At 73.8% G+C, this 13093-nt stretch carries 12 protein-coding genes and 1 tRNA gene; 3 read left to right on the top strand and 10 right to left on the bottom strand.

The genetic code is table 11. From position 1 onward, the window contains the following. Positions 1-155 precede the first annotated feature (155 nt). From ACZ4WZ_RS21700 to ACZ4WZ_RS21690, 3 genes are all read right to left on the bottom strand, one after another. Positions 156-926, bottom strand: coding sequence for a nucleotidyltransferase family protein (locus tag ACZ4WZ_RS21700; RefSeq protein ID WP_467892616.1), 771 nt, complete (start codon positions 924-926; stop codon positions 156-158). A gap of 54 nt (positions 927-980) precedes the next feature. Continuing rightward, the gene (locus tag ACZ4WZ_RS21695; protein WP_388942430.1) at positions 981-1391 is read right to left on the bottom strand and encodes a hypothetical protein; all 411 of its coding nucleotides are present in this window, start codon (positions 1389-1391) and stop codon (positions 981-983) included. Positions 1392-1594: 203 nt separating this feature from the next. After that, positions 1595-2671: an ABC transporter ATP-binding protein gene (locus tag ACZ4WZ_RS21690; RefSeq protein WP_467892614.1), complete on the bottom strand. Its 1077-nt coding sequence runs from the start codon at positions 2669-2671 to the stop codon at positions 1595-1597. Between the two features lie 260 nt (positions 2672-2931). Here ACZ4WZ_RS21690 and ACZ4WZ_RS21685 point away from each other — a divergent pair. Further along, positions 2932-3005, top strand: a tRNA-Thr gene (locus tag ACZ4WZ_RS21685). An 88-nt stretch (positions 3006-3093) separates the two neighbouring features. Here the strand turns inward: ACZ4WZ_RS21685 and ACZ4WZ_RS21680 are convergent. Then, the gene (locus ACZ4WZ_RS21680; RefSeq protein WP_467892612.1) at positions 3094-4473 is read right to left on the bottom strand and encodes an NAD(P)/FAD-dependent oxidoreductase; all 1380 of its coding nucleotides are present in this window, start codon (positions 4471-4473) and stop codon (positions 3094-3096) included. Positions 4474-4657: 184 nt separating this feature from the next. Between ACZ4WZ_RS21680 and ACZ4WZ_RS21675 the strand changes: the two genes are divergently transcribed. Then, positions 4658-5347, top strand: a complete 690-nt coding sequence (locus ACZ4WZ_RS21675) for a pentapeptide repeat-containing protein (protein ID WP_467892610.1) — start codon at positions 4658-4660, stop codon at positions 5345-5347. A 53-nt stretch (positions 5348-5400) separates the two neighbouring features. Here ACZ4WZ_RS21675 and ACZ4WZ_RS21670 read toward each other — a convergent pair whose 3' ends face one another. The 4 genes from ACZ4WZ_RS21670 to ACZ4WZ_RS21655 all read right to left on the bottom strand — a co-directional run bounded on the left by ACZ4WZ_RS21670 (position 5401) and on the right by ACZ4WZ_RS21655 (position 9850). After that, entirely contained in the window at positions 5401-7284 is a 1884-nt protein-coding gene (locus tag ACZ4WZ_RS21670; RefSeq protein WP_467892609.1) for a serine/threonine-protein kinase, read from the bottom strand. Positions 7285-7389: 105 nt separating this feature from the next. Continuing rightward, positions 7390-7914, bottom strand: a complete 525-nt coding sequence (locus ACZ4WZ_RS21665) for a hypothetical protein (protein ID WP_467892607.1) — start codon at positions 7912-7914, stop codon at positions 7390-7392. 95 nt (positions 7915-8009) lie between these two features. Then, positions 8010-8513, bottom strand: a complete 504-nt coding sequence (locus ACZ4WZ_RS21660) for a hypothetical protein (RefSeq protein ID WP_388942412.1) — start codon at positions 8511-8513, stop codon at positions 8010-8012. A 110-nt stretch (positions 8514-8623) separates the two neighbouring features. Then, the gene (locus tag ACZ4WZ_RS21655; RefSeq protein WP_467892605.1) at positions 8624-9850 is read right to left on the bottom strand and encodes a serine hydrolase domain-containing protein; all 1227 of its coding nucleotides are present in this window, start codon (positions 9848-9850) and stop codon (positions 8624-8626) included. A 229-nt stretch (positions 9851-10079) separates the two neighbouring features. On the opposite strand from ACZ4WZ_RS21655, the gene ACZ4WZ_RS21650 reads away from it, so the two are divergent. Continuing rightward, positions 10080-10850 carry a GbsR/MarR family transcriptional regulator gene (locus ACZ4WZ_RS21650; protein ID WP_467892604.1) on the top strand — a complete coding sequence of 257 codons (771 nt, stop codon included), beginning with the start codon at positions 10080-10082 and terminating at the stop codon, positions 10848-10850. Positions 10851-10856: 6 nt separating this feature from the next. Here ACZ4WZ_RS21650 and ACZ4WZ_RS21645 read toward each other — a convergent pair whose 3' ends face one another. Both ACZ4WZ_RS21645 and ACZ4WZ_RS21640 read right to left on the bottom strand, forming a co-directional pair. Continuing rightward, positions 10857-11480 (bottom strand): response regulator, encoded by a 624-nt coding sequence (locus tag ACZ4WZ_RS21645; protein ID WP_388942406.1) that lies wholly within the window; start codon positions 11478-11480, stop codon positions 10857-10859. Then, positions 11477-12637, bottom strand: a complete 1161-nt coding sequence (locus ACZ4WZ_RS21640; RefSeq protein ID WP_467892634.1) for a sensor histidine kinase — start codon at positions 12635-12637, stop codon at positions 11477-11479. The genes ACZ4WZ_RS21645 and ACZ4WZ_RS21640 overlap by 4 nt, the downstream gene beginning before the upstream one ends. Between the last annotated feature and the right edge of the window lie 456 nt (positions 12638-13093).

Genomic DNA, 13093 nt, shown 5'->3' with positions numbered 1-13093 from the left:
CATCGTCCCCCCCCCCCCCCCCAAAACCCCCGCCCTCTTCGACGCCCTCCTTTCCTACCCCACCCCCCCCCCCCCGGAGGGCCCCGCCGCCCGGACGCCCCCCCGGGCCCTTCCGCGTGCCGGGGCACGGGGAGACGTAGCAGTACGGAAACGGCTCAGACGGCGCCCTGCGCCGCCAACTCCCTTGCCGCCTCGGTCAAGTCCTTCGCCGTGTCGATCGCCCGCCAGTAGGCCCCCTGCGGCAGCGTGAAGCCCGCCAGCCGCCGCTCCCGCGCCAGCCGGGGGAACGTCGTCCGCTCGTGGTCCCCCAAGTCGGGGAGCAGGGCGGCGAATTCGGGAGCGAACACGTACACCCCGGCGTTGACCGGATAGGGCGACGGCGGGGCCTCGATGAAGTCCAGCACCTGCCCGAACTCGTTCGTGTCCACCACCCCCCACGGCATCCGCGGCCGCGCCAGGGCCAGCGTCGCCACGGCCTCCCGCTCCTCGTGGAAGGCCGCCATCTCCCGCAGCGGGAAACGCGTCCACACGTCGCCGTTGGTCGCGTACCAGGCCCGGTCCGGGCGCGGCAGTCGCTTCGCCGCGTACTTCAGACCGCCCCCGCGGCCCAGCGGCTCCTCCTCGACCACCGTCGTCACCCGCAACGGCAGCGGAGCCCGCGCCAGCCACTCCTGGAGCACCTCCGCCAGGTGCCCGCACGACACCACCGCGTCGGTCACCCCCTCCGCCGCCAGCCAGGCCAACTGGTGTCCGATGATCGGCAGTCCGGTGCCCGGGATCTCCACCATCGGCTTCGGCCGGTCGTCCGTGTACGGCCGCAGCCGCGAACCCTGCCCGCCCGCCAGGACGACCGCCTGGGTGGGACGAGCCGGGAACGCGGCTGCGTCATCGGTGGATGGGAGTGGCGCCGGGGCCGTGTCGGTCATGGCCGCCAGCGTAGGGTCGGCCCCCCGGCCGGCCCGGGCAGGCGCGGCGGGCGGTCAGCCCATCGAGGCGACGCCCGACGCGTACGAGGTGTCGCAGACGGGGCGCGCGTAGGACTGGGCCTTCGTCGGCCCGTAGGCCTCCACGGCGGCCCGCCCCAGGGCCCGCGCGATGCTCACGCAGTGCTCCGCCAGCGACGGACGGCCGTTCACCTCCTGCTGGAGGTGCGTGAGGACGACACCCGGCTGCTCGCCCTGCTGGAGCTCACCGAGGAGCTTGTCGCGCAGCAGCTCGTGCGGCGCGGCCGGCTTCTTCGGGAGGGAGACGTCCTCGGCGGAGGCGGTCAGGATCTGGGAGGAGTGATCCGCCCAGGGGACCATGGTGACCGCGAGGGTCCCGGACAGGACCAGGACGACGGGCAGGACCAGGGCGAGGGAACGGCCGATACGGCGGGCAGTGTGGGTCACGAGGGCGAGAGTAGCGCTCGGTGAAGATTTGGCGACATTTAGTCACCCGGTCGGGGGATGGTTCGAGGCGGTTTTTCGATTTATGGGTTGACGGGTGCGGCCGAATGGCCCGGTCTGCCGGGGTTCGTGGAGCGCGCCGCCCGCAACTGCCGTGGCGGGGGCGCCCCTTGGTGGAACGCCCCCGCAACTCGGCCGGTTACGCCCTACTTCGACAGGCGTGCGCCGGAAGAGGTCGAGAAGACGTGGATCTCGTCGGCGCGCGGCACCACGTGCAGCGTCGAGCCCTTCTCGGGCACGTGGCGGCCGTTCACGCGGACCACGAGGTCCTGGCCGTCGTGGCTGCCGTAGACGTAGCCGTCGGCGCCCAGTTCCTCGACCACGTTCACGGTGATCGTCAGGCCGCCGGTGTCGCCGATGTCGAAGTGCTCGGGGCGCACGCCGACCGTGACGGTGCGGTCGCCCGCGTCGGCGGCGGCGGAGAGCGCCTCGCGCGACACCGGGACCACGCTCTCGCCGAACTTCACGCCGCCGTCGGTGATCGGCACCTCGACCAGGTTCATCGCGGGCGAGCCGATGAACCCGGCGACGAACAGGTTCGCCGGCCGGTCGTACATGTTGCGCGGGGTGTCGACCTGCTGGAGCAGACCGTCCTTGAGGACGGCGACGCGGTCGCCCATCGTCATGGCCTCGACCTGGTCGTGGGTGACGTACACGGTGGTGATGCCGAGGTCGCGCTGGAGCGCCGCGATCTGCGTACGGGTGGACACGCGCAGCTTCGCGTCGAGGTTCGACAGAGGCTCGTCCATGAGGAAGACCTGCGGCTTGCGCACGATGGCGCGGCCCATGGCCACGCGCTGGCGCTGGCCGCCGGAGAGGGCCTTCGGCTTGCGGTCGAGGTACTGGGTGAGGTCCAGCATCTTCGCCGCCTCCTCCACCTTGCGGCGGATGGTGGCCTTGTCCTCGCCGGCGATCTTGAGCGCGAAGCCCATGTTGTCGGCGACGCTCATGTGCGGGTACAGCGCGTAGTTCTGGAACACCATCGCGATGTCCCGGTCCTTGGGCGGCAGGTGCGTGACGTCGCGGTCGCCGATGCGGATGGCGCCGCCGTTGACGTCCTCCAGACCCGCGAGCATGCGCAGGGAGGTCGACTTGCCGCAGCCGGAGGGGCCGACGAGGACGAGGAACTCGCCGTCCTCGATCTCCAGCTCCAGCTGGTCGACGGCGGGCTTGTCGCCGCCCGGGTAGAGGCGGGTCGCCTTGTCGAAGGTGACAGAAGCCATGGTGGTGAATCCCTTCTACCGGCAGGAACGTGCCGGACGATCCGAGTGGAAGGTCTAGTCCAGTCAGCTGGACTCCGGATGACGCTACCCGGCGGGCACGGCTCCTGTCAGCACTTCTGACGGTCCGGATGGTCCGGCGGGGGCCCGGCCGCTCAGCGCGGAGGGGGCCCGCGTGCGGCATCAATGCGATGGCCCGGGGAATCGGGCGCTGTGTAGAGTGATGGCGGCTCCACGCGCAGCGGTCCCGCGGGTGGTGTTGTGCCGCCTTAGCTCAGTTGGCTAGAGCGCTTGACTTGTAATCTTGAGGTCGTCGGTTCGATTCCGACAGGCGGCTCCGCCCCAGGTCAGAGGGGTACCGACCAAGGGGATTCGTACAGAAGCGGAAGGCTCCGGGTGATCACCCGGAGCCTTTTTGCGTGCCGTCAGGCGCGGCCCGAGACGCGGTCGGCGAGGCGGGCCAGGGGGGACGTCGCCGGGCGCTGGGTGGCGGTTTCGCGGCGGTCCGCCCCGCGGTAGGCGGCGTAGAGGGCGTGGACCCCGAGCCAGCGGAGGGGCTCCGGCTCCCAGCGGCGGACGCGGTGGTGCACCCAGGGCAGCCCCGTCAGCCCGGTGCGGTCGCCGAGGACCAGGTCGCGCAGGGTGCGGCCGGCGAGGTTGGAGGTGGCCACGCCGGAGCCGACGTAGCCGCCGGCCCAGCCCAGGCCCGTGGCCGCGTCCAGGGTGACGGTGGCGCACCAGTCGCGGGGGACGCCGAGGACGCCCGACCAGGCGTGGGTGATCTCGGTGCCGGCGAGGACCGGGAAGAAGGAGAACAGGAGGCCGCGCAGCGAGGCGATGGTGGTGGGCTGGGTGCGGCCGTCGTGGTCGGTGCGGGAGCCGAAGCGGTACGGGACACCCCGGCCGCCGATCGCGATGCGGTCGTCGGCGGTGCGCTGCGCGTACATGTAGGCGTGGGCCATGTCGCCGAGGAGCGGGGCGTCCTGCCAGTTGAGCCGCTCCCAGACCGAGGGCGGCAGGGGCGCCGTGACGATCATCGAGGAGTTCATGGGGAGCCAGGTGCGCCTGTGGCCCTTGAGGGCGGCGGTGAAGCCCTCGGTGCAGCGCAGGACGTACGGGGCGCGGACGGTGCCGTACGGGGTGACGGCGCGGCGGGGGGCGATCTCGGTGACGGGGGTGGATTCGTGGAGGGTGACGCCGAGGCGTTCGCAGGCCGCGGCGAGTCCCCGGACGAGTTTGATCGGGTGGATGCGGGCGCCGTGGGGGGTCCAGCTGGAGCCGACGGCGTCGGCGACGTCGATACGGGCGCGGGTGGCGGGGGCGTCGTACAGCTCGCGGTCGGTTTCGCCGAAGGAGAGCTCGGCGGTGTGGAACGCCTTGAGCCGGCTGAGCTGGGCGGGGGTGCGGGCGACTTCGAGGACTCCGCCGCGGTGGATGTCGGCGTCGATGTCCTCCTCGGCGGCGACGCCGATGACTTCGGCGACGGTGTCGTTCATGGCCTGCTGGAGGCGGCGGGCGGCGTCGTGGCCGTGGAGGGCGGCGTAGCGGTCGCGGCCGGCGATGCCGTTGTAGAGCCAGCCGCCGTTGCGGCCGGAGGCGCCGTAGCCGCAGAACTTCTGCTCCAGGACGGTGACCCGGAGGTCCGGGGCGGCGCGCTTGAGGTAGTAGGCCGTCCACAGGCCGGTGTAGCCGCCGCCGACGATGACGACGTCCGCCGTGGCGTCGCCGGTGAGGGGGGCGCGGGGTGGCTGGTGGGCGGTGGTGCCGGTCGCGTACCAGAAGGAGATGCCGCCGTTGATCGTCATGGGGGAGTTGGTACCGGGGGTGCCGGAGGGGTGTCCAGGGGGCCGGGTGTCGTGTTTCGGGGGGAACGGCGGACGTGGTGGCCGGTGCGGGGGCGGCGCGGGGGGTGTAGGGCGGTCCGGGGGCGGCGCGGGTTTCGGGGCGGCGGGTCGGGGCGCTGTCGGTGCGGTGGGTCACGATGGGCGCATGGCGCGGAACGGGCAGGGAACGCGGGCGGGCCGGGCGACGGTGAAGGCGGCGCGGCTGCCGGAGGTGCGGTTGCCGGAGCTGGCGGTGTGGGAGGGGGGTGCGCTGGAGCCGGACGGGGATTACGACGGGCTGGAGTTCGCGGACCTGGACCTGGCGGGGCAGGACGGGGCCGGGGCGCGGTTCATGGACTGCGCGCTGCGGCGGTGTGCGCTGGACGAGGCCGGTCTGGCGAAGGCGCGGGTGCTGGATTCGGTGCTGGAGCAGGTCCGGGGGGTGGGCACGGACCTGTCGGGGGCTTCGCTGCGGGACGTGGAGCTGGTGGAGGCCCGGCTGGGCGGGGCGCAGTTGCACGGGGCGGTGCTGGAGCGGGTCCTCGTACGGGGCGGGAAGATCGACTACGTGAACCTGCGGACGGCACGGCTCAGGGACGTGGTCTTCGAGGGATGCGTGCTGGTGGAGCCGGACTTCGGGCGTGCGGTGCTGGAGCGGGTGGAGTTCCGGGACTGTGTGGTGCGGGGGGCCGACTTCTCGGGGGCGCGGCTGTCGGAGGTGGATCTGCGGGGTGCGTCGGAGCTGGGGATCGCGCGGGGGGTCGAGGCGCTGGCGGGGGCGGTGATCAGCCCTGGGCAGCTGTTCGAGCTGGCTCCGGCGATGGCGGCGCAGCTGGGGGTGCGGGTGCTGGGGTAGCCGGGGCGGGGCGCGGCCCGTACGAGTCGGTGCGTACGGGCCGGGCGGGGGCGTCAGCGCTTCTTCGGTTCCTCGGCGTTGCGCCAGACGGTGAGGTCGAGCGTGACGTAGTTGCTCGCGTCTTTCGCATCCGATTTGCCGCGGTACGTCGCCACGGCGATGTGCCCGGCATCGCTGAGCACGCAGATCTCCGACCCGTCGGTGAGCTGGTCGAGGCTGACCTTCTCGGTGTAGCGGGTCTCGGTGCGGCAGGTCTCCAGGGAGCCCTTCTGCGCGTTGTTCAGGACGACCAGTTTGCCGTTGTCGGTGCCGAGCCTCTTCTCGCCGAACAGGGTGTCGAAGTAGTAGTAGAGGTCTCCGTGGCTGTACGAGACACCGGAACTGCCGCCCGAGGTGGGGCGCGGCGGGTTGTCGGCGAGCATGATCTGGTAGTTGGCCGTCATGTTGATGCCCTGGTACGAGGCCGGGGCGGGGTCGGGGCGCTTCTGGTTCTTGTTCTGGGAGGCCCCGGGGCTCGGGGTGGCGCCGCGGCTGCCGCCGGTCGCGGCGCTGCTGCCGCCCCTGCTGCCCTTGGAGGAGCCGTCCGGCAGCAGGGAGCCGATGACCGCGAGGCCGATGACCGCGCCCACGATCGTTCCGGCGATGATCAGGCCCTTGCGCCGGGAGTTCTGCGGGGCGGCCGGCGGGAAGCCGGTCTGCGGGAAGCCCGTCTGGTGGAGCGGCGGCGGCGTGGGGTAGCCGGGGGCGAATCCGGGCTGCGGTGCGGGGTACCCGGGCGGCGGCGTCTGGTACCCGGGCGCCGGGGTCGGGTAGCCGGGGGGCGGGGTGTGGTAACCGGGGGGAGGGGTCGGGTAGCCGGGCGGTACGGCGCCCGGTGCCGTCGCCGGGGCGGCCGGCGCGGCCTGCGTCGGCGCGTACGCCACGCCCGGCGGTACGGCCGGGGCCGCGGGCGGCCGGGGCGGCGCGGAGAGCTCGGTCGGGGTGGGCGCGGAGGCGGGCTGCGGCGGCGGGGTCTTGGCCGGTTCGGGCAGCTGGAGGCGTTCGGTGATGGAACCGGCGACGGCCTTGGGGAGCCAGTCCTCGCCCTGGCGCAGCGGGTCGGGCGAGAGGCCGTGGCACATCTCGATGACCTCGGGGAGGGTGGGCCGGCCGGCGGGGTCGCGGCTCAGGCAGCGGGTCACCAGGGGCCGCAGTTCCGCGGGCAGGGCGCTGAGGTCGGGGTCCTCGTGCACGATCCGGTAGAGGACGGCGTGCGAGTTCCCGTCGCCGTAGACCGGTGCGCCCATCGCCGCGAAGGCGATGATCTGGCCGAGGGCGAAGATGTCGGTGGCGGCGGTGACGGCTCCGGCGGAGGCCTGCTCGGGCGCCATGAACGCGGGCGTGCCGACGCTGACGCCGCTGCTGGTCAGGGAGGTGGCGTCGGCCGCGCGGGCGATGCCGAAGTCGATCACGCGTGGGCCGTCGGAGGCGAGGAGCACGTTCGCCGGCTTCAGGTCGCGGTGGACGATGCCCGCGCCGTGGATGACGTGCAGGGCCTCGGCGACCCCGATGGCCAGCAGCAGGACGCTGCGCAGCGGCAGCCGGCCGTGCCGGGTCACGGCGTGCGCGAGGGAGGGGCCCGGTACGTAGGAGGTGGCGAGCCAGGGCTGTACGCCCTCGGTGTCGAAGTCGATGACGGGCGCGGTGTACAGGCCCTGCACCCGCTGGGCGGCCCGTACTTCCTGCTGGAAGCGCCGCCGGAACTCCGGGTCCTCGCTGAACTCGGGCCGGATCACCTTGAGGGCGACGGGCCGTCCGCCGAGGGTGTAGGAGAGGTACACCTTGCCCATGCCGCCCGCGCCCAGCACGGCAACGAGCCGGTAACCGCCCACCGTGGCCGGGTCCTCCGGCCTGAGCGGCTGGAAGAGTTCGGCTGAAGGTGCACCGCTACCGCTCATGAAAAACCGTCCCTTATCAGGCAGTTCACAGCCTGCCGACGCCCTGGAGCCACCGAGAGAGTACCGGACACCCGGGCCCCGGCCGGGTCGCCGTCCGGAGACCCCTCAGCGGGCCGCCAGGGGGCGGCGGCGCCGGTGGTAGCCGAGGGCGAGGGCGAGGATCAGGGGGCCCCAGAGGGCGAACGGGCCGCTGACGGCGAGGGCGAGGGCCCGCCACCAGCCGTTGGTGTAGCCGACGTCGGAGAACCCGGCGAGGTGGAAGGCGCAGAGCACCCAGTCGACGAGGAGCCAGGTGAAGCCGAGTCCGGCGAGGGCGGCGGGCACGGTGACCGCGTAACGGGGGATGCGGCGGCCGCCGAGTACGGGGACCCGGGCGGGGACGGTTTCGCCCCAGGGGCGTACGAGGCCGGCGCAGAGCAGGGCGAAGGCCTCGGAGAGCAGGCTGAGGGCGAGGACGTAGGGGACGGTGATCAGGAGCGGCTGCCCGGCGGGTGGCACGTCCATGCCCATCTGGAAGCCGAAGCCGATGGGCAGCCGCCACAGGCACACCGGCAGGGCCAGCAGCGGCAGGAGGCGGGCGGTCGTGCGGGCCCAGCGCGGGACGGGGCGTTCGGTGGTGGCGTGGCTCATGTGGCCAGCCTTCCGGCCGCGCGGCGGCCGGACATCGGGCACGGGAGGGATCCGGCTCCCCCGGGCGGGGGAGGGAACCGCCCGGGCGGGACCGCTCAGGCGGGTACGCGCGGGAAGCGGGACTGGAGGGTCCAGATGACCGGGTTGTCGGCGAGGCCCTCGTGCATGTCGACGAGGTCGGCGATCAGGTCGTGGAGGAAGTCGCGGGCCTCGCGGCGCAGCAGGCGGTGGCTGAAGGTGAGGGGCTCTTCCTCCGGGGCCATCCAGTCGGCTTCGATGTCGACCCAGCCGAAGCGGCGTTCGAAGAGCATGCGGTCGGCGGACTCGGTGAAGTCGAGCTCCGCGAACCGGCGGTCGGCGGAGCGGCTGCCGCGCGGGTCCTCGTCGAGCTGCTCGACGATGTCGCACAGCGCCCAGGCGAAGTCGAGTACGGGTACCCATCCCCAGGCTGTGGACACTTCCGTGTCCTTTTCGGTGTCGGCGAGGTAGACGTCCCCGCAGAACAGGTCGTGGCGCAGGGTGTGGACGTCCGCCGAGCGGTAGTCGGTCTGCGGGGGGTCGGGGAAGCGCCGGGAGAGGGAGTAGCCGATGTCGAGCACGCTCCCGATGGTGTCACGGGTGCTCCTCCGACGGCGCGGGGGGCGGCGCGGGGCCGGAGCGGGCGGCCCCGGGGCCCCTGAGGGCGCCGCCCCCGCGCCGTCGGCGGGGGTCAGTCCTCCAGGGCCTGGTAGGCCGTGGTCCAGAAGTCGTGGATGACGCGCGCCGGGGCCGGGGTGGACAGGCCGACCTGCAGGAGCAGGATGCCGGTGAGGCCGTTCACCGGGTCGGCGTAGGCCGAGGTGCCGGTTCCGCCGTCCCAGCCGAACTGGCCGACGGGCGCGTAGTCGCCGCGGTAGGTGCGCACCGCCATGCCGAGGCCCCAGCCGCCCTGCTGGCCCTGGCCGAAGGACACGTGGACGGCGCCCCGGGCGAGGGCGGAGCGGGCGCTCTCCTGCTCGGGCGTGAGGTGGCTGGTGGTCATCAGCTCGACGGCGGGCCGGGACAGGATCCGTGCGTCCCCGTGCGTCCCGCGGTTCAGGAGCATGCGGAAGTACGCGTGGTAGTCGTCGACGGTGGAGACCAGGCCGCCGCCGCCGGACTGGAAGAGCGGGGCCCGGCTGTAGCGGCCGCCCGCTGCCTCGTCCCACACCATGAACTCGCCGGTCCGCGGGTCGGGGGCGTAGCAGGGAGGCAGCCGGTCGATCTTGCCGGCGGGGACGTGGAAGCCGGTGTCCTCCATTCCCAGCGGGTCGAGGACGCGCTCGCGCAGGACCGTCTCGAAGGGCTTGCCGGTGACCCTGGAGACGAGCACGCCGAGCACGTCGTGGCTGAGGTGGTAGCCCCAGTGCTCACCGGGCTGGTACATCAGCGGGAGCTCGCCGAGGCGGCGCATCCACTCGTCCTGCTCGGGCGCGGGGACCACTCCCTGGCTGAAGACGGCCTTCTCCTGGAGCGCGACCTGGACCGGGGAGCCGATCGTCGAGAGGTCGACCCCGAGGCCGAAGGTGGAGGTCACCAGGTCCCGCACGGTGATCGGCCGCTTCGCCGGCACGGTCTCGTCCAGCGGGCCGTCGGTCCGCCGGAGCACCTGGCGGTCGGCGAGCTCGGGCAGCCATTCCTGCACGAGGTCGTCCAGGCGCAGGCGGCACTCGTCGAGGAGCGCCATCACCGGGGCCATCGTGACCGGCTTGGACGTGGAGGCCATCCGGAAGATCGTGTCGCGGCGCATCGGGGCGCCGCCGTCGTGGTGCGTCGTACCGATGGCTTCGACGTGCGCCTCGTCGCCCCGGCTGAGGAGGGCGACGACGCCGGGGACGCTCCCCGAGTCGACGTGGCGTGCCAGTACGTCGCGCAGTCTGCGCAGGCCCGCTTCGGAAAAGCCGCTGTTCTGTCCCATCGCCGATCTCCCCGTAAGTGTTTGGCAACTGCTGAACGCTCTCGAAGCTACATTGCGTTTAGAGAAGCGTCAATGAAGTGAGGGAAGGTAGAGCGCCTTGTCTGTGGGGAGTTAGGGCGTGCGTTGCAATGAGAGTGGAGGTGAACGCAAGGGCCGCTGCGGCTGGAGGATTGCAATGGGCTTGGTGCGGATGCATACTGCGCGTGTCGACGAGGGGAGACGAGCGCCGATGCCCGGAGGACGGCTGACCGGCGAGGACCGCCGGCACATCGCCACGTGGCTGGCCGAGGGACTCGGGTACGCGGAGATCGGCCGCCGCCTGGGGCGGCCCGCCTCGACCGTCATGCGGGAGGTCACCCGCAACGGCGGGCCCCGGGAGTACGCGGCCGAGCGGGCGCAGGACGCCACGCGCAACCGCGCGCGCCGGGGCGGGCAGCAGGCGCGGCCTCCGGCGCCGCACATCCCCGACACCGGCCACGGGCGTGACCCGCGGGCGGTGCGGGAGTTCACCGAGTCCTTCACCGGGCTCCTGGCCCGGCAGGGGATGCCGCCGATGGTCTCCAGGGTGCTCGCCTGCCTCTACACCACCGACTCGGGCGCCCTCACCGCCGCCGAGCTGGTCCAGCGGCTCAACGTCAGCCCGGCGTCCGTCTCGCACGCCGTCGCCTGGCTCGAGCAGCAGGGGATGCTCAGGCGGGAGCGGCATCCCGGCGAGCGCCGCGAGCGCTACGCCGTCGACGACGAGCTCTGGCTCCGGTCGCTGCTGGCGGCCGCGCGGATGAACGAGGTCCTGGTGGCGGAGTCGCGGCGCGGAGCCGAGGTGCTCGGGGCGGGGACTCCCGCCGGGGCGCGCTTCGAGGCCTCGGTCGAGCTGCTCTCGCTCGTGAACGAGGCCCTCGGGCAGGCCGTGGAGCAGTGGCGGCGGAGACTGGCCGGGCGGGACGCCGGGCGGAGCCCCGGGCGGGCCCCGGCGCCGGGTCGTGAGCGCCACCGGCCGTGAGCGGGGTCACGAGGGCAGCAGGCGTTGTTCCTTGGCGACCGCCACCGCGCCGGCGCGGGTGTCGACGCCGAGCTTGTCGTAGATGCGGCCCAGGTGGGTCTTGACCGTGGCCTCGCTGATGAACAGGGCCCGGGCGATGTCGCGGTTGCCCAGCCCCCGGGCCAGCTGGCCCAGGATGTCGAGTTCGCGGTCGGTGAGGGTGGGACGCGTCCCGCGCATGTGGGCCATGACCCGGCTCGCGACGGGCGCGGACAGGGTGGTGCGGCCCGCCGCCGCCGAATGGATGGCGGCGAACAGCTCCTCGGGCCGTTCCGCCTTGAGCAGGTAGCCCGTCGCGCCCGCGCCGATCGCCCGGGTGATGTCCGCGTCCGTGTCGTACGTCGTGAGGACCAGGACGTGCGGCGGGGAGGGGAGGGCCGTGATGCGGCGGGTGGCTTCGACGCCGTCGATGCCGTCGCCCAGCTGGAGGTCCATCAGGACCACGTCCGGCCGGAGCCTGGCGGCCAGCGCGACCGCCTCCTCGCCGCTGCCCGCCTCGCCGAGCACCTCGATGTCCGGTTCGCTGCCGAGGAGCGCGAGGAGTCCGGCGCGGACCACCACGTGGTCGTCGCAGAGGAGGATCGTCGTCATCCTGTGGGCTCCAGGGGGATTGAGGCCGAGAGGACGGTGCCCTCGCCGGGGGTGGATTCGATCGTCAGGGTGCCGCCGAGCTGGCGCACGCGGGCGCGCATCGCCGGGAGGCCGTGGCCGCGTTCGGGGCCGGCGCCGGCGGGAGTGGCGGTGGTGAAGCCGGCGCCGTCGTCCGCGATGTCCAGGACCACCTGGTCGCCGAGGAAGCTGAGGGTGAGGGCGGCGGTGTGTGCGTGCGCGTGTTCGCGGACGTTGGCCAGGGCGCCCTGGGCGATGCGCAGGAGGGCCGATTCGGTGCGGTCCGGGAGGGGGGCGGGTACGCCCTCCAGGTGGAAGCGGACCTCGACGCCGGGGCCGGCGTCCAGGGCGCGCAGGGCGTCGGCGAGGCCCGCGCCGTCGGCCAGCTCGGGCGGGGCCAGGTCGTGGACCAGGCGGCGGGCCTCGGCGAGGCCGCGGGCCGCGATGCCGGTGGCGGTACGGACGTGCGCGCGGGCGGTGGCCGGGTCGCTGTCCCAGGTGCGGTCCGCGGCCTGGAGGAGCATCTGCTGGCTGGACAGGTGCTGGGCCAGGGTGTCGTGGATCTCCATGGACAGCCGCTGCCGCTCGGCGAGGGTGCCTTCGCGGCGTTCGGTGGCGGCGAGTTCCCGGCGGGTGCGGATCAGGTCGTCGATCAGCGCACGCTGGGCGCGGGCCTGGCGCTCCATGTGGACGAAGACGGCCGTGGCCAGGGCGGCGATGGCGGGCGGGGCCAGCAGGAGGTTGGGGTCGAAGGCGGTGGAGAGCTTCAGCTGGGCCGCCACGACGAAGACGGTGAGTACGCCGACCAGGGCGACGGCGGCGCGCGGCGGGAGGGTGCGCAGGGCCGTGAAGAACAGCGGTACGGCGCACCAGGCGAAGCTCGGCGCGAGCACGACGAGGACGACCCAGGTGGCCACGACCAGGCCGAGCCAGAGCCGGCGGCGCAGGGTCGGGGGCGCGGGGGCGCCGGGGGCCGGAGCGGGGGCGGCCTGGGTGACGCCGACGGCGGGGCCGAGGACGTAGAGCAGGGCGAGGGCGATGCCGAGGGAGATCACCCAGGGGGTGCGGGGTTCCCCGGGGTGGCGGAGCAGGAACCGGGCCACCGAGGCGCCGAGCAGCAGGAAGAACGCCGCGTGCATGACGGCGGCGAGGGTGCGGGTGTCGGGGGCGGTCGCGGGGTGCCGGCTCACGGCGTGGCTCCTGGGGGTGGACGGGGGTTTCCATGCTGCCGCAGCCCCGGCCGGGCCGCGGCCCCGGCCGGCGGTCGCCCGGCGGGACGGTTGCCCCGGCGGGCGGATTACCCGGGCGAGGCGGTTGCCCCGGTGGGACGGTTGCCCCGGCGTGGCGGGTGCCGGTGCGCGGTGGTCCGGCGGGGTGGCGCGGGCGGTGCCCCGGTGGGCGGTGGCCCGGCGCCCCGGTCCCCGGGCGCGGCGGGTGCCGCGGTCGGTGCCGCCGCCCACCGGCCGGGGGCGGCACCGGTGCGCTGCCGTTCCGGCCCCGCGCAGGGCCGTGTGACCAGGGAAACCGGGCGGCCCGCCCCACCGCATCGGCCGATCGGATGATGCCCGGGTCAACCGGTGCGCTGGGCGGGGCGA

Source organism: Streptomyces sp. NPDC029122, assembly GCF_055569445.1.
Note: the sequence above shows the minus strand (reverse complement) of the source record. Positions and strands in the feature narration are given on the sequence as shown.